The sequence below is a fragment of the Sphingobacterium bovisgrunnientis genome (assembly GCF_009829085.1).
Taxonomy (GTDB): domain Bacteria; phylum Bacteroidota; class Bacteroidia; order Sphingobacteriales; family Sphingobacteriaceae; genus Sphingobacterium; species Sphingobacterium bovisgrunnientis.
This window is the reverse complement of sequence record NZ_WUQY01000004.1, coordinates 95,096-120,425: the sequence shown is the minus strand read 5'-3', so window position 1 is coordinate 120,425 and position 25,330 is coordinate 95,096. Positions and strand designations below refer to the sequence as shown.

Annotated in this window: 21 protein-coding genes and 1 tRNA gene; 5 read left to right on the top strand and 17 right to left on the bottom strand. The window is 36.8% G+C overall.

The features are described from left to right. The 7 genes from GOQ16_RS03805 to GOQ16_RS03775 form a co-directional block, all read right to left on the bottom strand. Positions 1 to 894: a glycosyltransferase gene (locus GOQ16_RS03805; protein WP_160068048.1), complete on the bottom strand. Its 894-nt coding sequence runs from the start codon at positions 892 to 894 to the stop codon at positions 1 to 3. Then, positions 869 to 2,335, bottom strand: coding sequence for a lipopolysaccharide biosynthesis protein (locus tag GOQ16_RS03800; protein ID WP_160068046.1), 1,467 nt, complete (start codon positions 2,333 to 2,335; stop codon positions 869 to 871). The genes GOQ16_RS03805 and GOQ16_RS03800 overlap by 26 nt, the downstream gene beginning before the upstream one ends. A 7-nt stretch (positions 2,336 to 2,342) precedes the next feature. Then, positions 2,343 to 3,086, bottom strand: a complete 744-nt coding sequence (locus GOQ16_RS03795) for a DeoR/GlpR family DNA-binding transcription regulator (RefSeq protein ID WP_160068044.1) — start codon at positions 3,084 to 3,086, stop codon at positions 2,343 to 2,345. A 32-nt stretch (positions 3,087 to 3,118) separates the two neighbouring features. Continuing rightward, positions 3,119 to 4,195 (bottom strand): hypothetical protein, encoded by a 1,077-nt coding sequence (locus GOQ16_RS03790; protein ID WP_160068042.1) that lies wholly within the window; start codon positions 4,193 to 4,195, stop codon positions 3,119 to 3,121. Between the two features lie 77 nt (positions 4,196 to 4,272). After that, positions 4,273 to 4,998 (bottom strand): YebC/PmpR family DNA-binding transcriptional regulator, encoded by a 726-nt coding sequence (locus GOQ16_RS03785; RefSeq protein ID WP_149914719.1) that lies wholly within the window; start codon positions 4,996 to 4,998, stop codon positions 4,273 to 4,275. 8 nt (positions 4,999 to 5,006) lie between these two features. Continuing rightward, positions 5,007 to 5,948, bottom strand: a complete 942-nt coding sequence (locus GOQ16_RS03780) for an NAD-dependent epimerase/dehydratase family protein (protein ID WP_192922503.1) — start codon at positions 5,946 to 5,948, stop codon at positions 5,007 to 5,009. A 73-nt stretch (positions 5,949 to 6,021) separates the two neighbouring features. Beyond that, complete coding sequence (locus GOQ16_RS03775) at positions 6,022 to 7,632, bottom strand: lamin tail domain-containing protein (protein ID WP_160068040.1); 1,611 nt, start codon at positions 7,630 to 7,632, stop codon at positions 6,022 to 6,024. Positions 7,633 to 7,911: 279 nt separating this feature from the next. Here GOQ16_RS03775 and GOQ16_RS03770 point away from each other — a divergent pair, with 279 nt between their 5' ends. Beyond that, positions 7,912 to 8,901: an aspartate-semialdehyde dehydrogenase gene (locus GOQ16_RS03770; protein WP_149914722.1), complete on the top strand. Its 990-nt coding sequence runs from the start codon at positions 7,912 to 7,914 to the stop codon at positions 8,899 to 8,901. A gap of 141 nt (positions 8,902 to 9,042) precedes the next feature. On the opposite strand, the gene GOQ16_RS03765 is transcribed toward GOQ16_RS03770, so the two are convergent. Then, complete coding sequence (locus tag GOQ16_RS03765; RefSeq protein WP_160068038.1) at positions 9,043 to 11,541, bottom strand: M14 metallopeptidase family protein; 2,499 nt, start codon at positions 11,539 to 11,541, stop codon at positions 9,043 to 9,045. A gap of 124 nt (positions 11,542 to 11,665) precedes the next feature. Here GOQ16_RS03765 and GOQ16_RS03760 point away from each other — a divergent pair, with 124 nt between their 5' ends. Beyond that, positions 11,666 to 12,850 carry a trans-sulfuration enzyme family protein gene (locus GOQ16_RS03760; RefSeq protein WP_160068036.1) on the top strand — a complete coding sequence of 395 codons (1,185 nt, stop codon included), beginning with the start codon at positions 11,666 to 11,668 and terminating at the stop codon, positions 12,848 to 12,850. A 42-nt stretch (positions 12,851 to 12,892) separates the two neighbouring features. Here the strand turns inward: GOQ16_RS03760 and GOQ16_RS03755 are convergent, their stop codons facing one another. From GOQ16_RS03755 to GOQ16_RS03735, 5 genes are all read right to left on the bottom strand, one after another. Beyond that, entirely contained in the window at positions 12,893 to 13,984 is a 1,092-nt protein-coding gene (locus GOQ16_RS03755; protein WP_160068034.1) for a DUF4369 domain-containing protein, read from the bottom strand. 80 nt (positions 13,985 to 14,064) lie between these two features. Beyond that, complete coding sequence (locus GOQ16_RS03750) at positions 14,065 to 15,186, bottom strand: TlpA disulfide reductase family protein (RefSeq protein WP_160068032.1); 1,122 nt, start codon at positions 15,184 to 15,186, stop codon at positions 14,065 to 14,067. A gap of 88 nt (positions 15,187 to 15,274) precedes the next feature. Then, entirely contained in the window at positions 15,275 to 16,120 is an 846-nt protein-coding gene (locus GOQ16_RS03745) for a TPM domain-containing protein (RefSeq protein WP_240140955.1), read from the bottom strand. Continuing rightward, positions 16,110 to 16,544 carry a TPM domain-containing protein gene (locus GOQ16_RS03740; protein WP_160068030.1) on the bottom strand — a complete coding sequence of 145 codons (435 nt, stop codon included), beginning with the start codon at positions 16,542 to 16,544 and terminating at the stop codon, positions 16,110 to 16,112. The genes GOQ16_RS03745 and GOQ16_RS03740 overlap by 11 nt, the downstream gene beginning before the upstream one ends. Positions 16,545 to 16,624: 80 nt before the next feature. After that, positions 16,625 to 17,203, bottom strand: a complete 579-nt coding sequence (locus tag GOQ16_RS03735; RefSeq protein ID WP_149914728.1) for a LemA family protein — start codon at positions 17,201 to 17,203, stop codon at positions 16,625 to 16,627. Between the two features lie 160 nt (positions 17,204 to 17,363). Here GOQ16_RS03735 and GOQ16_RS03730 point away from each other — a divergent pair, with 160 nt between their 5' ends. Beyond that, on the top strand, positions 17,364 to 18,905 hold the full coding sequence (locus GOQ16_RS03730; RefSeq protein WP_160068028.1) for an NAD(P)/FAD-dependent oxidoreductase: 1,542 nt from the start codon (positions 17,364 to 17,366) through the stop codon (positions 18,903 to 18,905). A 97-nt stretch (positions 18,906 to 19,002) separates the two neighbouring features. Beyond that, positions 19,003 to 19,075: transfer RNA gene (locus GOQ16_RS03725), tRNA-Gly, on the top strand. A gap of 29 nt (positions 19,076 to 19,104) precedes the next feature. Here GOQ16_RS03725 and GOQ16_RS03720 read toward each other — a convergent pair. Then, positions 19,105 to 20,361 (bottom strand): MFS transporter, encoded by a 1,257-nt coding sequence (locus tag GOQ16_RS03720; RefSeq protein WP_160068026.1) that lies wholly within the window; start codon positions 20,359 to 20,361, stop codon positions 19,105 to 19,107. Between the two features lie 456 nt (positions 20,362 to 20,817). Between GOQ16_RS03720 and GOQ16_RS03715 the strand changes: the two genes are divergently transcribed. Continuing rightward, on the top strand, positions 20,818 to 21,474 hold the full coding sequence (locus GOQ16_RS03715; RefSeq protein WP_160068024.1) for an energy transducer TonB: 657 nt from the start codon (positions 20,818 to 20,820) through the stop codon (positions 21,472 to 21,474). A 75-nt stretch (positions 21,475 to 21,549) separates the two neighbouring features. On the opposite strand, the gene sufD is transcribed toward GOQ16_RS03715, so the two are convergent. The 3 genes from sufD to sufB form a co-directional block, all read right to left on the bottom strand. Further along, a complete protein-coding gene (gene sufD / locus GOQ16_RS03710) occupies positions 21,550 to 22,860 on the bottom strand; it encodes a Fe-S cluster assembly protein SufD (RefSeq protein ID WP_160068022.1) in 1,311 nt (436 codons plus the stop codon). Positions 22,861 to 22,915: 55 nt separating this feature from the next. Further along, a complete protein-coding gene (gene sufC, locus GOQ16_RS03705; RefSeq protein ID WP_160068020.1) occupies positions 22,916 to 23,674 on the bottom strand; it encodes a Fe-S cluster assembly ATPase SufC in 759 nt (252 codons plus the stop codon). 85 nt (positions 23,675 to 23,759) lie between these two features. After that, complete coding sequence (sufB, locus tag GOQ16_RS03700; RefSeq protein WP_160068018.1) at positions 23,760 to 25,211, bottom strand: Fe-S cluster assembly protein SufB; 1,452 nt, start codon at positions 25,209 to 25,211, stop codon at positions 23,760 to 23,762. Between the last annotated feature and the right edge of the window lie 119 nt (positions 25,212 to 25,330).

The following is a 25,330-nucleotide window of genomic DNA, read 5'->3' as shown; positions in this document are numbered from 1 at the left end:
TTAAGAGTTTTGTGTTTTTTCAATCAATTCTATAATAGAACGATTGTTTGCGACTTCTTGTTTTTTGTTTTTAAGACAATAAAATAAAATCAATGTTTTATGGTAGGTAATCAGCTCTTTTTCAACACGCGCAGTATCTCTACGCAATTTCTTATTCAAATAACGGTAGGAATCTAAAGCTAACCGCGCTGTCTTCAATGAAAATTTTCTATTTGAAATGGGGTGTTTATATGATTTAGAAAAATCCATTTTTATATGGCAATCTGGAAACTGCGAAAGCATTGATTCATGTAAATAACGTTCTTCACCATATAGAAAAATATTCTCATCGTAACCACCAATCGCGATGAAACTTGATTTACGCAAAAAAAAGCAAGCGCCAGAAACAACAGCGTACTGTGGTATAAAAATATTGAGCTTTTGCAAAAGTTGATTTATTACGAAATCCGCTCGTGCTAATCTACGTTGGATAAATGAATGTGTCTTTTTATTATATTGATTTACTTGTTGGATACCAAGAATATTAAGTTTCGGATCCTTTATAAATTCATTTCTGGCCCAAGAAAAGAATGGTTCTACTAATTCTACATCAGGATTAATAAGTAGAACATGTTCGTATTTAGCATTATTAATCCCCAAATTATTGCCAGCCCCATAGCCCCCATTAATAGAATTTGCAATAAAAATAACATCTTTATAGTTGGTCCCAACGAAATTTTGAAGCTCAACCTGATTATCACTGTTGTTATCTACTAGAATAATTTCGAGCGCCTCTCCTATATCATTGTGGTGGAGAATTGCATCCACACACTTTTTGACGAGTTCGAGTGGCGTATTGTAGGTGAGTAATACAGCGCTAATACCATCTTTATTTACTTTTATGTCTGGAAACATATTTACTCTTTAAATAGTGTATGATTTCTAAAAGTACTTCGGACTTAATTATATACAAAATTGATAAATAAGTAATACAAAACACAAAAGCTTTGACAATAAAAGAAATCCATATACCAGAGACAAAATTACCAATAAAATAAGTGAATACCCCACCCAATATTGATGGAATAAGGTATTTAATAATAATTAAGGATAGTTGGGAATAATCTATTTTACTGTACTGCGCTACGGAAATCTGCCACACAAATGTCCAAAACATAGTAAATAAGGAAATTCCCCATACCATGGGCATTACATCATCGCCATGTAGGAAATATATTATGATTAATTGAATGATTCCAAAAGAAATGATATAACGCATGTATAAATCCGACTTGCCCTTACTCAATAAAAAGTTAGAATAGAAATTAATAATTGGCAGAAAAGCAGCATTAAGACATAAAACTTTTAAAATTGGCACAGCAGGTATCCATTTATCCGTTACTGTAATAACAATAAATTCCTCTGCAACAACATTCAATAATGTTAATCCGGGGAATGCAGCGAAGCAAATGAAATTCAAGAGTTTAGTAAATATTCTTTTTTGTCGCTCCCCGTCATCGGCAATCGTAGACAACATGGGTTGCGCAAAACCATGCGACATATTCGCAATTACACCCTGAGCTTTAATGCTCCATCCATTCGCTTGTGTATAGTTACCGGTTGATGTTGTGGAATTTCTTCCCAATATCAACGTCAGAATATTATTATTAAGCGTTTCAACAACTCGAGTAATTAATATTTTCGAACTGAAACCCCATAATTCCTTTATAGGCGAAAAATCAATCCTTAAAGTAGGTCTGAATCCAGAATATAAAAAACAGATTAAGGAGAATGTAAAAGAATAGGTAATGCTTTGAAATACTATTCCCCAATAGGCATAACCTAAGTAGACGAGCGTTATACCTATCGCTCCAGAACAAAGTGTTCCGGCAACAGTTGCTATGGATCTTTCTTTGACTTTTAGCGTCTTAAATAAATATGCACTGTGTGCAACGCCAAGACTACCAAATACTAAGCCGATGAAAAGTACTCGTGCAGCAGTTACTAATTCAGGCTGATTATAGAAATAACCTATAATTGGAGATATAGAAAAGAGAATAATGTATAATGAGATGCTTATCAATAAGCTCGTCCAAAAAACAGCATTGTAATCGCGGTGTTCAATTTTTTTCCGATTTGCTAAGGCATTGATAAATCCAGCTTCTTGGATGGATGAGCATACTGTCGCAAATACAATTATTATGGATACTAAACCATAGTCGTGTGGAGTTAAGATACGACTTAGATAAATTCCAAAAAAAACAGCAAGTAATTGTTGCGCTCCATTCGAAATGCTTCCCCACAATATCCCTTTTACAGCTTTCGATTTTAATGAATCCGAACTATTACTTGACATTTATTTTCTATATAATCTTGATGTGACTGCCAAAATCTTTCAGACGATGATCTGAAATTTCTAAATCTGTGACCAAATATGTCACTTCTTTCAATGGAGCCACGCGCATTTTTTGATTCGAATTCAATTTCTCCGCGATACTTAAGATTGCTAAAGATTTAGAACATTTTATCATCGCACGTTTGATTTGTACTACCTCCCAATCCGAATCCGTAATACCTTCTTCGATAGAAAGACTGTTTGTGCCTAATAAACACAAATCTACACGTAAGTCCGACAATTCGTTAATAACTTGTGAACCTGTCACAATATTCGTGTTACGTGATAATTTACCGCCCAATAAAAATACTTCGATATTATCTTTTTCAGCTAATTCTAATGCCACCAATGGACTTATTGTGAAAAAAGTACATTGCAAATCATTCGGAATAAGACGTGCCAATTCAATCATTGTCGTACCGCCGCCAATCAAAATAGTCATGCCCGAAGAGATAAGTGAAAGCGCTTTCAAAGCTATCTCCTTTTTACCTTCTTTAGCGTACACATTGCCCTCTTGAAAAGGAAATTGGAAAGACTTAGATAATGCACCGCCGTACACTTTTATTACTTTTCCATTTTCCGCCAATTCATTTAAATCGCGTCGTATCGTGTCCTCTGAAACGTTCAATTGAACACTAAGATCGGAGGAGAGCACTTTATTATGCAAGTTAATTTGATGAATAATATACGCTTGTCTTTCTTCTTTAAGCATGATGAATATTTTATATAATTGGTAATGTTTTATTAGGAGTTGTCTTCTTCTTGAGACGGTTTTGTTTTTGTCACGCCAGCTTTGAAACGTGGTTTGAATCCAGCAGGTTTATTTGCAGGTTCAGTAGTACTTTCTTCTTTCTTTTCAATAGGAAGGTCTACTTGTGAAGTCTCTTCATTAGATGCTGATTTTGTCACACCAGCTTTGAAACGTGGCTTGAATCCAGCCGGCTTATTTGCTGGTTCGGAAGTATTTTCTTTTTTCTTTTCAATAGGAGTTACTTCTTGTGAAGTTTCTTCAGTAGGTGCTGTTTTTGTCACACCAGCTTTGAATCGTGGTTTGAAACCAGCAGGTTTACTTGCTGGTTCAGTAGTACTTTCTTCTTTCTTTTCAATAGGAGGAACTTCTTGTGAAGTTTCTTCAGTAGGTGCTGTTTTTGTCACGCCAGCTTTGAAACGTGGTTTGAAACCAGCAGGTTTACTTGCCGGTTCAGTAGTACTTTCTTCTTTCTTTTCAATAGGAGGAACTTCTTGTGAAGTTTCTTCAGTAGGTGCTGTTTTTGTCACGCTAGCTTTGAAACGTGGTTTGAAACCAGCAGGTTTACTTGCCGGTTCAGAAGTATTTTCTTCTTTCTTTTCAACAGTCGGAACTTCTTGTGAAGTTTCTTCAGAATGCGCTGCTTTTGTCACACCAGCTTTGAAACGTAGCTTGAATCCAGCAGGCTTTGCTGTAGGCACTACCTCTGATGAATCTGTAGTTGTTTTATCTTCTGTAATATCTTCTACATTAGTTTTCACTGGAGCTTTGAAGCGTGGTTTGAATCCTGCAGTTTTAGCTGTAGGCTCTGCAGCTGTTTTCTGCTCTGCGGTAGGATTCGCCGTTTCTGTAGGTAATACCACATTTGTTTCTTTTTTAGAAACTACAACTTCTTCAGCCAAAGGATGGACTCTTCGCAGTTGATTAAACCAAAATTTTTTGGTGTGATCAAAACTTTTTTCACCCATCTTTTCGTAATGCGATTGGAATTCAAAGAATAGTGATTCATCCACTTTTTTTAAAGCGGCTAAGTCAATTTTTTTCTTAATAAAAAATTCTTCGAACGTAAGCATTCCCAAAGTTAACGATTTGAACAGATAATAAAAAAGAGGGCAGCACCCTCTTTTTTATTTTTCACTATAAATTGTGATTAATCCATGTTGTGGTATACCGCTTGCACGTCGTCATCTTCCTCGATTTTATCGATTAATTTCAATACGTCTGCAGCTTGTTCTTCTGTTAATGAAGAGTGCGATAGAGCGATACGCTCCAATTTAGCCGATTTCAATTCTACACCTTTTTCTTCCAAAAGACGTTGCATATTACCGAAATCTTCGAAAGAAGTCTGTACAACGACAATATCGTTTCCTTCTTCGTCAGCTTCTACATATAATTCTTCTAATCCACCATCGATCAATTCCAATTCTAGTTCTTCCACATCCAAGTCTTCAGCTGCCGCAAAGCGAAAGATAGATTTGCGATTGAAGATGAAATCCAAAGAACCAGTCTTTCCCAAAGAACCACCAGACTTTGTAAAATATGATCTTATGTTAGCAACCGTACGGTTGGTATTATCTGTAGCCGTCTCGATCAATACAGGTACACCATGTGGACCGTATCCTTCGTACACATATTCTTCGTAACCTTTAGCATCTTTCTCAGACGCTCTCTTGATAGCTGCCTCAACACGGTCTTTTGGCATGTTTACAGCCTTTGCATTTTGAATTGCAGTGCGTAAGCGCGAGTTGTTCTCTGGATGAGGTCCACCTTCTTTTACAGCGATAGCAATCTCCTTGCCTAATCGTGTAAATTGAACCGCCATTTTAGCCCAGCGCTTAAATTTTCTTTCCTTTCTAAATTCAAAAGCTCTACCCATTGTGATGTTTATTTTTTAAGATTTTCGATCATTACTCGTGTCAAATCTTCTAGGCTATAATCCAATTTCCAATTCCAGTCTTTTTGGGCGTATTCATCATTGATACTTTTAGGCCAAGAATCTGCAATGGCTTGACGTGGATCGCCTTCTGCATAAGACATCTCAAAATTAGGAAGAATTTTTTTAATTTCTTGGGCAATCTGTGCAGGAGTAAAGGAAATACCTGCCAAATTATAACTCGAGCGGATCGTCAGGTTTTCTGCTGGAGCATCCATCAATTCGATTGTCGCTCGTACCGCATCGTCCATATACATCATCGGAAGAGCAGTCCCTTCGGACAAGAAACTTTCGTATTTGCCTTTTGCCAATGCTTCGAAGAAAATATGTACGGCGTAATCTGTTGTACCACCTCCTGGTGCTGTTTTCCATGAAATAATTCCCGGATAGCGGATACTTCGAATATCTAAATCGTATTTTGCGTGGTAATATTCCACCAATCTTTCGCCAGCTAACTTACTAATACCGTAGATACTGTTGGGATCCATTACACAGTATTGTGGTGTTTCGGTTTTTGGAGAATTCGGTCCAAAAACAGCAATCGAGCTTGGCCAAAATATTTTTTTGATGCCTAATTCAACAGCCAGATCCAACACATTCAATAAACCATTCATGTTTAGATCCCAAGCTTTCATAGGATATTGCTCGCCTGTTGCAGACAACATTGCTGCCAAAAGATAAATCTGCGTAGGTTTGTATTTGATAAATAATTCTTTCAGAAGATTTTTATCCAGCACATTAGCCGTTTCGAAAATATCACCTTCCTCTAAATCGTGAGGAGGTCTTATATCAGTCGTGATAACATTTTGGCTACCAAATTTGTTTCGAAGTGCTAAAGCTAATTCAGACCCAATCTGACCATTCGCCCCAAGGATAATTATTGTTTCTTTCATATATGTGAACAAAGTTATTCGTTTTTCAATGTCTTGTCAATGAGTTGATTAACACAAACGGTTGTTTAAAATTTTATGTCATACCATTGTGGTCAAAAATTTGAGCAAACGAAATGTAATGACCTCTAGCAGAGCGTTGTCCTGCATCGCTTTTTCCATCCCAAATTATTTTGCCGTGCGTACCAGCAAGGTTTTGATGCGCTAATTTTTTAACCAATTGGCCTTTTTCATTGTATATTTCTACAGCGATGATGTAATTCGGATGGATGAGCTCGTAATTAATTTCTAATTCATCTTCATAGCCGTCATCATTTGGAGAAAAGGTATTGGAGGTTAGGTAGATTTTATTTTGGGGAATATTTAATTCCATTGTAGAATTTTGATATCCCGGAGTTGCACCACCATATACTGTTGATGCAGAGTGAAAAGTATTTTCAGCATTATTGGTGCGTTCTAGTGAAATTCCTTTTGGATCAATCACATGTTTGGAATGCATATCCGCTGAATAATACACTGAATCTATAAAGATACTTTGATTTGAAAATAACGTCACTACGCCTTGTTGATTCGTATACGGAGGCAATGAAGCCGTTTCGAAAATATTCTCTTGAATGGCATTAGGATAATGTTGTGCAATTATTTTTTTATTGGTTGTAATTGCTAAATACTGTTTAGCTTCCAGTAAAAAAAACTGATTGGTAATTACCCTATTGCCTAATTTGAAGTTTTGCAGATTAATGGGAAATTCAGTTTGATTATATAATTCCACAAAATCGACTCCACCTTCTTTGGGATTAAATAGAATTTCGTTGATGATAATATCACTTGTTTTAATTTCCTTTTGATCAAAAAGCTTGGTTTCAAATATTGGTAATACAAGATTGCAAATCTTTAACCCTTCTATTCGTAAAGTATACAATTTTTGGGGATTTAGATTTTTGGAAAAGCTCAGAACTATTTGTTCATTTAGCAATTCAACTTTTTCAGCATTACCAATTCCCTCATCCAAAGTAAATTTTGCCGAACTGATATTTGAAAAATATTTGTGTTCAATACTCAAATTTAATTCAACTCGATTCTGTACGATTTTGTAGCTTGAGATAGATGGCTGAGGAATAAATTTATTATCTAGAATCGTATTGTTTTTTCCCGGTGTACCACCGCTCAAGGAATTTGTCGCAGACCAATTCAGTTTTATATTGCAATTCCAATTGGGGTTAATACGTTCCAAACTCCAGCCGCCATTTCGTTTCGTAGAACTATTATACCAACTGTCGCTATACGTTATTTCATCTATTATATTATCTCCCTGTGTAAGCTTTATAGTTGCAGCAGAATTGTTCAATGCATACCATCTCGACAGCGCCAGGGCATTTCCATATCTTGTGAATTGAGCTTCAGATTCAGCAGCACATAAGATTACATATTGACTCGGCGGAATCTTGTAACTTTGCAAAGTCACTTGATTGTTATTTACATGTAAGGTTACGGACTTTAAATCAATGGTGTTTGAAGAATTATTATACAATTCTATAAACTCAAATGCCGGTAATGAGGCAACATTGTTTGGGTTAATCATGAGCTCATTGATAACAAGCGAACCTGAAGATTGTGTCCAACCTTTGTGGTATGTTAAGCAAGTGAGGATAAGCGAAATTAAATAAAGCTTAAATGTAATTCTCATGCCTAGTTTTTAGCCTATTAGCGTATGATTCTTTGTCGAGGCAATTTACAGAATATTTTTCTCTACAATTAAAAATTACATTGCGTTTGTTCAGCCTAATATCCGTTTAAATTAACAAAATCGTAATTTTTAAACCATAAATCAGGTGTGTTTTTAAATTTTAAGCCTAAAATAATGCGAATAATTAAAATTTTTGTGTGTTTACTGATTTTAATTTCTTATGTTTGAATCCATTAAAAAAAGAGTATTCACAAAATATTAAAGCACAATTGTAAAGAAATGAAAGTAGCAGTAGTTGGCGCAACTGGTTTAGTTGGGTCCGAAATGTTGACAGTATTAGCGGAGAGAAACTTTCCCGTAACAGAATTAATTCCAGTAGCATCAGAAAGAAGTAAGGGTAAGGAAATTGAATTCAAGGGAAATAAGTATAAGGTAGTTACTCCAACAGAAGCTATTGCACTTAAACCAGATGTGGCTTTATTCTCAGCTGGCGGCAGCACTTCGACAGAATTCGCTCCATTATTTGCTGAAGCGGGTATTACCGTAATTGACAATTCATCGGCTTGGCGTATGGATCCTACTAAAAAATTGGTAGTACCAGAGGTGAACGGTGATGTATTGACAGCTGATGATAAAATCATCGCTAACCCAAATTGTTCGACTATTCAAATGGTAGTGGTGTTGAAACCATTGCACGAAAAATATAAAATCAAACGCGTTGTCGTATCGACTTACCAATCTGTAACAGGTACTGGTGTAAAAGCGGTTCAACAATTGAACGACGAGCGTGCAGGCGTGGAAGGTGAGAAAGCGTATCCTTACCAAATCGACTTAAATGTGATTCCTCAAATCGATGTATTCCAAGATAATGGCTATACGAAAGAGGAAATGAAAATGATTAAGGAGACGAATAAAATCATGCAAGATGATTCGATCAAAGTTACAGCAACTACGGTACGTATCCCAGTAATGGGTGGTCACTCGGAGTCTGTAAATATTGAATTCGAAAATGATTTTGATTTAGCGGAGTTACGTGCAGCTTTAGCAGCACAAGAAGGTGTTGTTGTAGTGGATAATCCTGCTAATTTGGAATACCCAATGCCGAAAGATGCACACGGTAAAGATGAAGTTTTCGTAGGACGTATTCGTCGTGACGAATCACAAGATAAAACAGTTAACCTTTGGGTAGTAGCAGATAATTTGAGAAAAGGTGCGGCAACAAATGCTGTACAAGTAGCTGAATTATTAGCGAAAAAAGGATTGATTTAAATAATATCCATATAAGGGATTAGTAAATGCTGTAAGCTTGACTTACAGCATTTTTTGTTTACTATGTAGTTGTCTCCTCTAATTTTTATTCTGCAAAAGTAGCACCGGTGTAGTTAAACATAATACCAAGTGCTTTCATTACTAATCCACTTGAAATACAGCATTTGCCATCACTAATTTACCAGTATCCCAAAAATTGCGGAATAAGACATTATCCACAAGGTAAATGATTGTGCCTGCTCCTACGGATTCTGTTCCGAAAACTAAACCATTCTTGATTTGCTTGCTAAGGTTTTGCCCTACAAAGCCACTCATTAAGGCATTCTCTTTGATATAACCGACATTCCATCCCGTGCCATCTTTGAAATATTGGTAAAGCGTACCATTTTGGCGCAAGGTGAAATATTCTTTGTTGCCGTACATTAACGGATGTGTCGCATCAAAATCAACTTTATAAATCGCACCTGCTGTATATTCTTTCAAAGATTCGCGCTCACGATCCGCATACACTTTTAATGGATTCTCTTTAGCCTTGATTGTTGTATCTTGTTTGATTGGTTTGAGTTTTACCCAAGATTGTGCAGACAATTGCGACACAGCACTTTCTAGCGCTATAACCTTACCGCCAGCACGTACCCAATTGGAAAAACTTTCTGCTTGGATCTTATCTTGTAAAAATGGATAACTTCCGCCCGGCATTATAAACACATCAATTTCGGACCATTTCACACGAGACATTTCTCGAGGATTTACCAAAATAATAGGATATTTCAACTGCTGATCGAAATAATGCCATACCTCACCCACATTTAAAGCACGCATACCTTCTCCAGCCAACATCAAGACCTTTGGTGCTTTAATGGTTTTCACATCCGAACTACCAAAATCTTTGGCGCCCTCAATGATACCCGAACTGATTGCATGTATTTTCAAATCGTGCTGGTCTCCTACTTCTTTCAGGGTCTTCTTGATATCCACAGCTTTGTTGTTGCTGGACATTACCAACAACGAACCTCTGGGAAAATCTTCACCATTCAATTTGAATGCATAATCCGAACGTTTAACAGTAATTTTCTTTTGTAAAAGTTCTGCTAGCACTCGTGCAGACGAAAATCCATTCCACTTAATCGCATAACCAAAGCTTTCCGCTAGGTTATTACTTACTTTTTCTAAACTGTAAGGTTTTGTAGAAGTAATTTTATTTTGACTTGCTACAGCGGAAAGGCCATACACATAAGGCATCGACCAAGCTGTAATATCGTATGTCACGGAGTCCAACAGTTTAGCCTCCGGCTCAAATAGGACACGAACCAAAGCAGCTTTTGGCTGATTGCCCGGAATAACTAAATCTTTATCTTTTGCGGTGTATGTTATACTTTTCTTTGTCGAGTAGTCCAAACCTCTGAACGTACCTTCGGCAGCATAATAACGAATTTTATTCTTATCGAGTAATTCAAGCAACGAACGGATACTAGACTCCTGATTTGGCTCGTATTTAATGACGTAACTCTGGAATGTTGCCAAATCACCAGCATTTGCTTGCTTATAGAATTTCTTAAACTCTTCCACTACTTTTGCTGAATTTTGTGAAACCACTTCTACTAAATTCATTCCAGAAGCATGGTGCTGAATCGCTCTATCTACCAAAGTCAACGTATCTTTTTGATCAGTGTAAACCCCCAGACCAGCAGAAGTATTTCCCGCCTTCTCATAAGTCATTCCGATAGCTCCAGAGTACATCGGGTAGGTATCCCCGTATGATGGATAGAATAAGTCAAAACGTTCTTTCGTAAAATATAACCATCCTTGTTTGTCAAAATACTTGGCATTGTGCTTACCAATAGTGGTTTGAAATTCGCGCTGCCAAGGTGTGATAACTTCATGCAATGGTTCTGCCGCTGGCGGAAAATAATAAGGCGCATTGATTCCCATTTCGTGGAAATCAATATGAATATGCGGCAACCAATCATTGTAAATTTGCATGCGTTGCTGACTTTCCAATTGCGTCTGCCATGCCCAATCACGATTCAAATCAAAGTAATAATGATTGACTCGACCTCCTGGCCAAGGCTCACTGTGTTCTCTGGCATACAAGTCAGGATGGTATTGAGCACCCAAAATTCCGTTCTGCCAATTGTTGTACCGTTCCGTACCGTCTGGATTCAAACATGGATCGATAATCACCAACGTATTTTCCAATTCCTTTTGTGAAGCAGAATTCTTTGGATTGACCAATTGGTAAAGAGTCATCATCGAAGATTCCATAGAGGATGTCTCATTTCCATGCGCATTGTTACTCATCCAAATTATCGCAGGCATATCCACAAGTTCTGTATTTCCAGTCTCTTCTCCAGCTATTTTTAGATTGTTTTTGCGGATTGCATCCAATCGTGCAATATTCTTAGCAGAAGAAACAAAAAAAACATACATTGGTCTTCCTTCGATCGACTCACCATACTGCTGAAATTTAATCTGTTGTGGAGCTTGTTCTGCAACATGCTTATAGTATTCCAAAACTTTCCAATGTGGTGTAATTTTAGTTCCGATTTGACGACCTAAAAATTCCTCTGGCGATTTTAATTGTGCCCATACTGTGGAGCAAGTAAATACAGTTAGCAGAAGTAATACTATCTTTTTCATAATGCTATTAAGGTATACGCAATATAGAAATAAATCCGCTACAAAGTGGAATGAACATCTGTTGAAAATACCCTATCAAATTAATAGATATTTTGTTAGCTTTGGAAAAAAGACCTATATAAAGATGAGACAGATCGAAACAAACTTGATACATACTGGCGAAGAATTTAACAAAACAAAAGCTGTAGTAGCTCCTATATATCAAACTTCTACTTATTTTGCAGACCAAGATCCACAGGAATATATTGCAGCAGCAACTGAACCAAAACATCCTGAATTCTACCATAGGCACGGTAATCCAACGAATAGCCAGGTAGCTGCTGTTATAGCTAAGTTGGAGAAGACAGAAGATGCATTGGTACTAGCAACGGGCATGGCAGCAATTAGCACGGCTATCTTGGCTGTTGTGAAAGCAGGAGATCACATCGTTGCACAGAATGCACATTATTCGGGTGCTATGCTTTTTCTAAAGGAATTTCTTTCGGAATACGGGATAACGATAACTCACGTAGATCAAACCAATAATCAGGCATTTGTAGATGCGATTCAACCAAATACAAAATTGATTTACTTGGAAACTCCTTCCAATCCGAATTTAGATATTACAGACTTAGAATTTGTTGGAAAGCTAGGTAAGGATAAAGGCATTTTGACGATGGTAGATAATACATTTGCATCACCGATTAATCAGGTGCCTTCAGAATTTGGTATAGATGTGATCTTACATAGTGCTACAAAATATTTGGGTGGTCACTCCGATTTGACGGCTGGTGTCATTTGCGGAAGCAAAGAATTTATTGTCAAAGCTTGGAGACGTTCAATCACGTTAGGTGCCAGCTTAAGTCCTTTTGATTCTTGGTTATTATTGCGTGGGTTGAAAACGCTGTCACTTCGCGTACATCAAATCAATGCAAATGCTTTGGCATTAGCCGAATGGCTAGAAAAAAATCCAGCTATCAAGAAAGTGTCGTATACAGGTTTGAAATCGCATCCTCAACATGAGTTAGCCGCAAAACAGCTAAAAGGTCATACAGGTATGTTGTGCATTGAAGTCGCTGGAAAAGACGAATCAGATGAATTTAAAAATGCGCAAACAATATTGAACAATTTGCAATTATTTGCGAATGCAGCTAGCCTTGGTGGGGTAGAATCGTTGGTAGTACATCCAGCGAGTATGTGGGGATCGCATCATTCTTCGACACAGAAAAAAATCTCAGGCATCACATTAGGTATGTTGCGTATTTCTGTAGGTATTGAACATATTGATGACATTATTGCCGACTGGGAACAAGCAATTGGTAAAATATAATTTTATAATCTACCTAATGCTTAGCGGTAAGTATTAGGTAGATTACAACTTTTTTAGATAATTATCTAATTTCTTCACTCCTACACCCGCCATTATTATTTTACCTTCTTGATCTATTAAAAAACTACTAAACATATCATCAACACTATACCCATTCACATATTTAGCATATTTATCGATTACTAATTTTCTATTTTCACTATCCAAGCAAACATCTCTGACATATTTCAATGTGTTTTCCTGAACCATTTTTTTCCAATTTAAGTTTTTATTATCTACAAGAAGCGAAATACGAAGTATTACAAAATCCAACATTTGATGTTCTTCTAATAATCTGTCAACTTCTTTCAAGTTACCTTTGTCCTTCCATCCATTTGCTGCTGCATCCCAAAATCGAATTAAAACCAACTTACCTTTGAGATCTGATAGTTTTAAAATTTCACCATCTACTGATTGAAACGAAAAATCAATAGCTTCTTGCCCAATTGCTCTTTTTTTATATCGTTTAAGTCGATCTTCGAATAAAGTTCTATGCTTTTCGCTTATATTTAAATGATTTAGTTTTTCATACTTCGCCTCAAATTCTAACACAGTCTCTTCTGACAATAATCTCTGCATTAAATTAAATGATAAATAATTTAAGGGATTAGAATTTAAAAATGAATAGTCAAATGCACGTTCATCATCAAGTCCTTTAGTTACTATATCATGATTTTCCTTTGCAAAAACATTTTCTTTTCTTCTCCACTTTTGCAACGGCTCTAACTCTTTCTTATACTTAGCAAAAGTTTCATTCAATTCATTTCCCTTCAAGATTTTAGAATCTAATTTCTCACCTTCAATATAAGTATTACCCGAACACAAGAATAACTCCATATATTGCGGCAGACCATCCCAAACCTTATTATTTCTAATTGTGATTTGTGCATAAGTTGGTTGGGTGACCTCACCTTTAAATTCAAATTTTCCATCCACAACTATAGCCGAATCTATCTCCTCTTCGCCAATTAAACCATATTCCAGATAAACTATTTTATAGTCTTTCAACTGATCAATCTCACCAATAATATGATATTTTTCCTGCCCAAATGTTAATGTTGGAAAACATAGTAGAATAAAAAGTATTTCCCTCATAATGATACATTTATATTAAATATACAAAAAAAGACCTTGATTAGAAATCAAGGTCCTTTATGATATATTGAAATACAATACTAATTCAATAGCTCGGCAAGTTTATCTTCCAGCGCCTCGCCTCTTAAATTTGACGCCACAATTTTGCCCTCTTTATCTAATAAAAAGTTTTGAGGAATACTGCGTAATGAGTACAACTTCACAACTTCCGATTGCCAACCTTTCAATTCAGAAACATTTGCCCATTGTTCTAATTGATCATCTTCAATAGCTTTTACCCAATCGTCTTTTTTACCTGGGTAATCCAAAGATACGCCTAGAATCGTAAAACCTTTGTCTTTGAATTTATTGTATGCTGCTACAACATTTGGATTTTCTTGACGACAAGGTCCGCACCATGATGCCCAAAAATCAACCAACACATATTGCCCTTTTAACGAAGACAACGAAATTTCTTTACCATCTGGAGTAGGCAATGTAAAATCAGGAGCTACAGCACCGATGGCTACACTTCTTAAGTTACTCATTTTCTCCGTGATAGATTTTCCTTTTGCGCTATTTTGCAAATCTGATGGAAAACTTTTGAAATAGCCTTCATATTCTATAACATTTTCTGCGCTAAGGTTTTCCTCAATTATATTAAGTGCAATAATGCTTTTAGATGTTGTTAAATATTCCTGTTGTGACGCTTCAAGTTTTTCGTACAATGGTCCAATTTTTTCACGCAAAGCATTCACAAAGTTTTCATCGTTCTTTTGTTCATCTGTCGCGTTATAATATTCTTGGTTTACAACATCTATAGCTTGCTCTGTATCTTTTGTTAAACTTTTGAATTTCACATATTCCTCATTAACAGAGTTACCTGATAATTTTGCAGCTTTTAAGGTTTCACCTTCTAAATTGATTACGCCTTTTGATAAATAAAGGCTTCCAAAATCTGGATTGCTCAACTCACGAAGGCTTTTACCTTCTGGCGAAAGAATTACATAGGCTTCAACAGGAGCCGATACCGTACCATTTAATGTAAACTGTCCATTCTTAACTTCCGCAGAATCTAATTTTCGTGCAGCACCATCTACATATTGTAAATACACCTTAGCTGGTGCATTATGTGCACCTATTTTACCTTTAACTGTATAATCTTCTTGAGCAAATGACAATGCAGGTACCCCCACTAGCATTGCAAATAAAATATTCTTCATCTAATCTTGTATCTTAGTTATCTATCAAATATAGATTTTATACTGATTAATTATTTTCCTTTTACGAATTTTTAACACCAATTAACAGTTACCAGCGTCCGCTTGCGCCACCACCGCCAAAATCACCTCCTCCGAAACCTCCGAAGCCACCTCCAGAACCTCCGCCACCGAAACCGCCAAAACCACCGCCGCCGCCACGGGAATTTCCGCCACCACCTAGGCCACTCAGTAGCATCCACCAGAATAGATCATTTGAGCCTTTGCCATTAATCACTTTACCACCTCTATTATTGCCGCCTCCACCCTTTGATATCAAAGCAAAGATTATAACGATGACCACTATAACAAAAATTCCGCTAATGCCCCCACCACCATCAGAAGATTTAGAAGACCTTTTTTCAGCTTTATATTCACCTTTGGTGTAAGAAATAATGGAGTTTGTTGCATTATCCAATCCAGCGTAATAATCACCAGATCTAAAAGCTGGTTTGATATCGTTCTCAATAATTCGGTACGCAATTGCATCTGGCAATGCTCCTTCAACACCATACCCCGTCTGAATAGTTACTGCTCGATCACCAATAGCAGCCAACAATAGGACTCCATTGTTGTATTTGGCATCACCTATACCCCATTTTTTAGCTAAGCGAACCGCATAGTCAGATACATCATAGCCATCCGTACTATTTACCAATACCACTGCGATTTGAGTCGATGTCGTATCATTAAATGCAACCAACTTACGTTCTAAAGCATCTCGTTGTGATGAGGATAATGTATTGGTAAAATCCGAAACAATCGTACGAGATACAGGCGGCAAATCTTGTCCGAATAGCGTCGTAATTGCGCTAATGAACAATAGAGCTGTAAAAAATAAGGAAGGTAAAATTTTATTTTTCTTTAGAGAAATCATAGAATCAATATTAATGACCAAAATGAATGTCGTTTGGTAATTCGTTCACGTCGTCTTCTTGACGCGGAAAAAATTGGTGCAATTGCTCTCCTGCATCATGAATGCCTTCTACCAATCCCGATGCAAAATCACCAACTTTAAAATGTGCTAACATTTTGTTTTTTGTATTTTCCCAAAAGTCACTTGGTACTTTAGCATTAATACCTGCATCACCAATAATAGCGAATTGATGATCTGCAACAGCCAAGTATACTAACACGCCATTGCGGCGTAACGTCTTATGCATATTGAGTTCGAAAAAGTATTTTTCTGCCTTCTGAATTGCAGTAAGATTATTTCCAACTACATTTTCTACGACAACGCGGATTTCACCAGAAGTCATATTCTCCGCAACACTTACTGCGTGCACCACGCGCTCTTGCTCATCTGAATTTAAAATAGCCATATCATTACTAAAAATAAAAGATGAATACTGGACTATATATAACTCCAATATTCATCTTAATATACAATGGATTAAAAAGTCTAGAATGAAACTGTAGGAGCTTTATCTGAACCTTCTGCCGCTTGGAAAGTACCTTTTGCTTTAAAGCCAAAAATACCCGCCATTATATTGTTAGGGAAGCTACGAACAGTCGTATTGAAGTCTTGAACAGCCTCATTATAGGTTCTTCGTTCTACTGAAATACGGTTTTCCGTTCCTTCTAATTGCGCTTGCAACTCTTGGAAATTAGAATTTGCTTTTAAATCAGGGTATGCTTCTACGCTTACTAACAAACGACCTATAGACTGCGATAACGCATCTTGTGATTGCTGAAATTTAGCAATAGACTCATCAGACAAATCATCAGGATTTACACTTACAGAAGTTGCTTTAGCACGTGCTTCGACTACAGCTGTCAATGTTCCTTGCTCATGTTGTGCAGCACCTTTGACTGTCGACACCAAATTAGGAATCAAATCTGCACGACGTTGATACGCGTTTTCAACTTGTGCCCATTTTGCTTTCACGTTTTCATCTTTTGATACCATTGTATTGTATCCGCAAGAACTAAAAGAAAGCGTAATAAACAAGCCAACTAGGGCAAATAATAATTTTTTCATGTGTGATAAATTCAATCTGTTTGTCTAAATGTACAAATAAGTTTTTAAAAATCTAAAATACAAAGTCAAAGCAAATGCCAAAATCTGCATACTGACAATTCATCATCATTTTTGTAACTTTGTGTCAATCTTTTGGGATAGATACCCAAGTGTAAGACATATGCAAAAAGAAATTGAGCTGGCGATTAGTCCAGATTTCATCTACGATGAAAATTATATTACAAAACAAGGTGCTCAAAAACTAAAAGTTGAGCCACATAGAATCAAAGGTTACCACATCCGCAAACGATCTATAGATGCCAGAAGCCGTGCAGTTTTATACCGTACACGTGTGGTATTTTTTATTGACGAAGAACCAGTCTCTGAATCTTTCAGCAGCACATTACAAAATGTAAAAGAAGGCAAACCTGTGATCATCATTGGTGCAGGACCAGCAGGCTTGTTTGCCGCATACCGTTGCCTAGAACGCGGTTTAAAACCTATTGTTGTAGAACGCGGAAAGGCTGTGCGCGAACGACGTCGTGATCTTGCGAAAATTAATAGAGAAGGCATTGTCAATCCAGAATCCAACTATTGTCATGGAGAAGGTGGCGCAGGTACGTATTCGGATGGCAAACTGTATACACGGTCTAATAAACGTGGTGATGTCAACAAAGTGCTTTCGATTTTTGTAGAGCATGGTGCAGATCAAGATATTTTGATCGATGCTCGACCACATATCGGTACTAATAAATTACCGCATATCATCGAGGATATGCGTAATCGCATCTTGGAAATGGGAGGGGAAGTACATTTTGACACGAAAGTTGTCGATATTACCGAACAATTTGGGCAAGTGACAGGTGTAAAAACTGCCGATGGAAAATCTTTTGAAGCCGAACATATTATCGTAGCTACTGGACACTCTGCTCGCGATATTTATGAATTATTCCGATCCAAAAACTGGCTATTGGAAGCAAAGCCTTTTGCTCTAGGCGTACGTATTGAGCATCCGCAAGAAATCATTGACAAAGCACAATACCATTGTAGTACACGTCATGAAAATCTTCCGCCAGCTTATTATAGTTTGGTAGAGCAAGTGAATGACCGTGGTGTCTTTTCATTTTGTATGTGTCCAGGTGGAATTATAGCACCTTGTGCGACGGAGCACAATGAAATAGTCGTAAATGGTTGGTCTCCATCCAAACGAAATAACCCGCATGCCAATTCAGGCACAGTCATTCAAATAAATTTGGAAGATGTCCCTGATGCTGCGACAAATCCTTTTGCCTTATTAGAATTCCAACGGCAGATTGAACAACAAGCATTTCAATTGGGCGGTGGCAATTTAGTAGCGCCGGCTCAACGCATGGTAGATTTTGTAGAAAACAGAGTTTCACGTGATCTTCCCGAAAACTCTTACAAACCGGGCACACGCTCTGTAGATTTGAATGAAGTATTACCAGACTTTGTACATCAAGCTTTACGTGGAGCATTGCCAATTTTCGGAAAGAAAATGAAAGGCTATTATACGAATGAAGCTATTCTTCTCGGTGTTGAATCGCGCACTTCATCGCCTATTCGCATTCCGAGAGATAAAGAAACTTTACAACATCCACAGGTCAAAGGGTTATATCCATGTGCTGAAGGTGCTGGTTATGCGGGAGGAATTGTTTCCGCAGCTATTGACGGGATTAATTGTGTGGATGCTATAAAAATTTAAGTGACTAAAAATTAAGCGAATCAAGTGATTTTGATATATTTTTTAAAAATAAGGCTTGACAAAAATTAAAAAAGCATTATTTTTGTATCACAAACAAGCGAAAGTAGCTCAGTTGGTAGAGCACAACCTTGCCAAGGTTGGGGTCGCGAGTTCGAATCTCGTCTTTCGCTCAAAAGCTTCTCAAATTGAGAAGCTTTTTTTATTTGGTATCATTTGGTAATACTTCAGAACCTAATTCCTTACTCTTCCCTAGATTCATTACAGCAGGTGTTAGAAATGATAACAATCCAACCACACACATTGCCAATCCACTGATTATAAAAGCATTGACCACCCCGATTTTGTCTGCTATCCAACCTGTAAAAAGTAAGCCAATAACGCTTGGGATAATAGCAAAGCTAAAGTACATCGAGAACACACGTCCTAAAAATTCAGGCTTAACTTCTTCTTGAATAATGGTCATAAAAGAGGCATTGAAGAAAGACATTCCTATTCCGCCCAGAGTTGTAATAGCCACAAATATCCAAAATAAATCACTACTTATCCATCCCGAAAACACAAATGTCAACCCCAGAAATATATGCATCGCATTGACTAAGATAACTTTAGAGATAGAACCCTGCCATGCACTTAAGATTCCACCACCAACTAACATACCAGCACCCCACACCACTTCGATGATGCTCATCTCCCATTTGCCCCCTGCAAAATGTTCAATTGTCAATAATGGATACATAATGGCAACAGGCATCACAAAAAATGTAGTCAACATCGCATAGACGAATAACATATATAGACCTTTATTTTTTTGAATTTCAGCGAAGCCTAATTTCAAATCTGTCAATACAGTCGATATATCATTATCTTCACTTTGCTTTGTCAACTTCGGAATCGTCACAAATAACAAAGAAACTATCGCCAAACAAGCGCCAATCACATCCAAATACAAAACCTTTGAAATAGGCAAGAAAGTAATCGCTAAAGTACCCACAGCTGGTCCTGCAATCATACTGACAGACTGTAGCATTTGATTTATCCCTGATACTTTCAATAATTTATCCTCAGGCACAATCAAAGGAGCAATAGCCTGCATTGCTGGCGTATGAAAAGCTTGACCCAATGAACGACAAACAAGAAGTGCATACACAAATATCAGATTCGCTTCGCCTTTCACAAATGCAAATGACATCAAAAAAGTACATAATGCAATAAAAGCATCCGCGTATATCATGACTTTCTTACGATCCCAACGGTCAATATATACTCCCGCGAATGGTCCTATAATTGCTTGTGGCAATAATCCTGCAATTCCAGCAAATGCCAATACTTCAGCAGACTTGTAATGTAAACTCAAATATATAATTACTGCAAAATTGACTGCCGAGCTAGTCAATAAGGAGACAAACTGCCCTATCCAGATGTATATATATGTTTTGAACCAATTTTCGTGTATCATTATTCAAAATTTGCTCAAATATACCATTGTGAATTCTGAATCATCAGGTTTTGACTCTAATTCGTGTTTTCCTGTCCTAGGATAAGTTTTTGGTTTTAGACTCAAAACATTATATTTACGATTAAGACAAAAAGATTAACTTAAGATGAAAAGACTATTCAGCACAATATTGATAAGCTTGCTTATTCAAATTGTTTACGGCCAATTATCATTTACAACTTTATATACGAAAGAGGGTAAAGAAACCAAGAAAAGGAGCAAGCTCATTATTATCGCGAATTATCTATATTAGAAAACGCTCAAGTCCGCGTAATAGAAAAATATATTCAAACCAATAAAACCAAATTAATAGGAACATTTCCAAACATTAAAGGCAAAAAATTTATTGGACAAAAGCTGGAGGCTTACGAAAATGGAAAAATAAAAACAAAAGAAACCTATAGTCCAGATGGAGTTTTGATTGATACAGCTTACTATTATTATTCTAACGGAAAGCTAAAACTAGCGTTTGAATACCCTTATAAAGAAGAAAAAGAAAAAATTAAAGTTACGGATACGTTAATACTTGTTTATCACGATTCCTTAGGCAAACGTCATCTTTACAATGGCAATGGGTACGCTGAAATTGAATTGAGTAACTCTACCGTAGAAAAAGGAAACTACGAAAAACACAAACGCACAGGAAAATGGACTGGAAGTTTTATGGGTGACAAATACAGCTTTGAAGAGACATACGATAATGGGAAGCTTATCTCAGGGGTTACAAAAGATTCCTTGAATAAGGAATACTTTTATGATGACAAGAACTATCATCAACCACCTATTTATCCTGGAGATATAATAGCCATACGAACATTTATTGCGAATAATTACAACTATCCCAAGGAAGCAATTAATGCTAGGGTAAAAGGTACTGTTAAAGTTTCCTTTGTTATTGATCAAGAAGGAAAAATGGTTGATATGAAAATAGACGAAGATTTAGGATTTGGAACTGGCGATGCTGCAATCAACGTTTTAAAAAGAGCTAAAAAATGGACTCCAGGATACATGCGCGGTGTTCTGGTTAGAGTTGCTTATAGTCTACCCATTCGTTTGGATCTGACTGGTCGATAATATTTTGTCAACATAGAAAACAAAAAAAGCGTCTAAGAATTTCTCCCTAGACGCTTTTAATATAAAACTACACTACTAATTTTTTCTGTCTAAACCTTTGGCCACAAGATCTTCTACATAAGCGCGAACCACTTCATTTGAAAAACGTGAAGTCACGTCAAAAGCAAAAGCGTGTACCAATAAAATACGTGCAGACTCTTCGCCGATACCTCTTGCTCTTAAATAGAACAAAGCTTCATCGTCAAATTGACCCATCGTACATCCGTGCGAACATTTCACATCATCTGCAAAGATTTCTAATTGAGGTTTTGTATAAACCGTTGCTTTATCACCAATCAACATATTGTTATTTTGTTGGAAAGCGTTTGTTTTTTGTGCATCCTCACGAACGAAGATTTTACCATTAAATACTGCTGTTGATTCGTCTTGAGGAATGTTTTTGTACCACTCGTACGATTCACAGTGTGGCTTTAAGTGATCTACTACCGTATGGTTATCAACCAATTGTTTGTTAGCTAATAAATTGATACCGTATAAATGTGACTCCACATTTTCCGCATCCAAACGCACATTGATATTATTACGTACAAAAGTAGCACCAGGGAAAGTACAATTGTAATTGTTGTACAAACTGTATTTTGCTTGGTAAACTTCGGTATGGTTGATATAGTTACTTACTGCATCAGCTACTTGAAGGTAATAGTGCTGAACTTTTGCATTTTCGTCCAATACAATTTCCGTAACCTTATTGTGCAAGTTTTTAGCTGTATTTTCTAATGTGATGAATGATTCAATGATTTCTACTTCAGCATTAGCTTCTACAACGAATAAGTTTCTTGTTTGTGCGAAAAACTCTTCGCCACCTGTCGCTACATGCACGATATGCAATGGTTTAGAAACTACTTTATTTTTGCCAACAGATAAATAAATACCCGAAGTATATAAAGCTGTATTCAAATCCACCAATGCATTATCCGCTTTATCTGCATATTGGGCAAAGTGTTTTTGGAAATTAGCTTCTTCTACAGCTTCTTCAATTGGTTTTACCGTAATGCCAACCTCATCTTCCAACGAAGAGAAAGCCAACACATATTGACCATTGATCAATACGATACGGTGTGCATCCAATTCTGGAATATCCGCTTTGCTCAAATCCAAATTTGCTACATCCACATCTTCATTCAACAAATATGTTTTGTTGATTAAAGCATGAATGTTTGTATATTTCCATTCTTCATTCTTAACTGTTGGAAAACCTGCTTTTTCGAATTTTCCGAAAGCTTCTTGACGAATTGCTTTCAATGAAGAAGGCTCATTAGTCACTTCCAATTCTTGAAAAGTAAACGTCAACTGTTCGAATAAAGAGTTTGCTATTGTTGTACTCATGTTATTTGTTATCAATCCGCTCATGACCTTAAATTTTTATCGGTGACCGATTAGATTAGGCATTTTGCGCATCTAAGTCTTTTAACCAATCGTAACCTTTTTCTTCTAATTCTAATGCCAATTCTTTAGTTCCAGTTTTGACAATGCGACCATTGTGCAATACGTGAACGAAATCTGGAACGATATAATCTAATAAACGTTGGTAGTGTGTGATTATCACGAAAGCATTGTCTTTCGAACGCAATTGGTTTACGCCATTTGCTACAATACGCAATGCATCGATGTCCAAACCTGAATCCGTCTCATCCAAAATCGCTAATTTAGGATTCAACATCGCCAATTGGAAGATTTCGTTACGCTTTTTCTCACCACCAGAGAAACCTTCGTTCAACGAACGATTCGCCAAATTAGCAGAGAATTCTACTAATTTTTGTTTCTCTTTTACCATTGCTAAGAATTCTTTCGCTTCTAATGGAGGAAGACCTCTATATTCACGGATGTCACTTACAGCAGTTTTCAAGAAATTGATATTTGACACACCAGGAATTTCTACTGGGTACTGGAAAGCCAAAAACAAACCTTCACGCGCACGATCTTCTGGAGAAAGATCCAATAAATCTTTTCCATCCAACGTTACTTCACCACCATTCACTTCGTACGAATCACGACCAGCTAATACATTACCCAATGTACTTTTACCAGCACCGTTAGGTCCCATGATTGCGTGAACTTCACCCGCTTTTACTTCTAAGTTTAATCCTTTTAATATTTGTTTGTCTTCAACAGACGCTTGCAAATTCTTTATTGATAACATTTCTTTTTTAGTATTGAGTATTGAGATGTGAGTATTGAGATTCTATCCTGCTCACATTTTCAAATTATCTAATTTTCAAATTTCCTTAACCTACCGAACCTTCTAACGAGATCGCTAATAACTTCTGTGCTTCAACAGCAAATTCCATTGGCAACTGGTTAAGCACTTCTTTTGCGTAACCGTTTACGATTAATCCAACAGCTTTTTCTGAATCGATACCACGTTGATTTAAGTAGAACACTTGATCTTCACCTATTTTTGAGGTTGTTGCTTCGTGCTCTAGTTTAGCCGTTTTGTTTTTGTTCTCGATATAAGGGAAAGTATGCGCTCCACAACGGTCACCAATCAACAAAGAGTCACATTGTGTGAAGTTACGTGAGTTGTCCGCATTAGGACCAATTTTCACCAAACCTCTATAGCTATTGTGTGATTTACCTGCAGAAATACCTTTCGAAACAATCTTAGATTTCGTGTTTTTACCTAAGTGAATCATTTTTGTACCTGTATCCGCTACTTGCATATTACGCGTCATAGCTACAGAGTAAAATTCACCTACAGAATTGTCACCTTTTAAGATTACGCCTGGATATTTCCAAGTAATCGCCGAACCCGTTTCTACTTGTGTCCAAGAAATCTTCGAGTTATCACCTTTACAGATACCGCGCTTAGTTACGAAGTTGAAAATACCACCCTTACCGTCTTTATCACCAGGATACCAGTTTTGAACAGTAGAATATTTAATTTCAGCATCTTTCATGGCGATCAATTCTACCACAGCAGCGTGCAATTGATTCTCATCACGCATCGGAGCCGTACATCCTTCTAAATAAGAAACGTAAGAACCTTCATCCGCAACGATTAATGTACGTTCAAACTGACCTGTATTTTGTGCATTGATACGGAAATATGTAGACAATTCCATTGGACAATGAACGCCTTTTGGAATGTAAACGAATGAACCATCAGAGAATACAGCTGAGTTCAATGCCGCATAGATATTATCCGTTTGCGGAACTACAGTGCCCAAATATTCTTTAACTAATTCAGGATATTCTTGAACAGCCTCACCAAATGAACAGAAAATAACTCCTTTTTCTTTCAATTTTTCACGGAATGTAGTTTTTACCGACACCGAGTCAAATACTGCATCCACAGCAACCACACCTGCTAATACCTTTTGCTCGTCCAAAGGAATGCCTAGTTTGGCGAAAGTCTCCAATAATTCAGGATCCACTTCGTCTAAACTTTCCAATTGCTTTTTGGGCTTTGGTGCAGCGTAGTATGATAATTCTTGAAAATCTACTTCTGGATTATCAAAATTTTGCCAAGTTGGCATATCCATAGAAAGGAAATGGCGGAAAGCTTTTAATCTCCATTCCAATAACCATTCTGGTTCATTTTTTTTAGATGATATTAGGCGAATTGTATCTTCATTCAATCCTTTGGGAGCAATATCCATCTCAATATCAGTCGTGAAACCGTATTTGTATTCTTCTTGCTCCAGCTCTTTCAGTAATTCGTCGTCTTTGGTACTCATATTTAATGCTTCCCTTTTTACACGTCAAACCATTATAGCAGACCTTTTTGGGAACACAAAGTTACGATATAAATACTAATAATATAGCATTTTTTGGTCTCTCTGAACGTGAAAGTAGG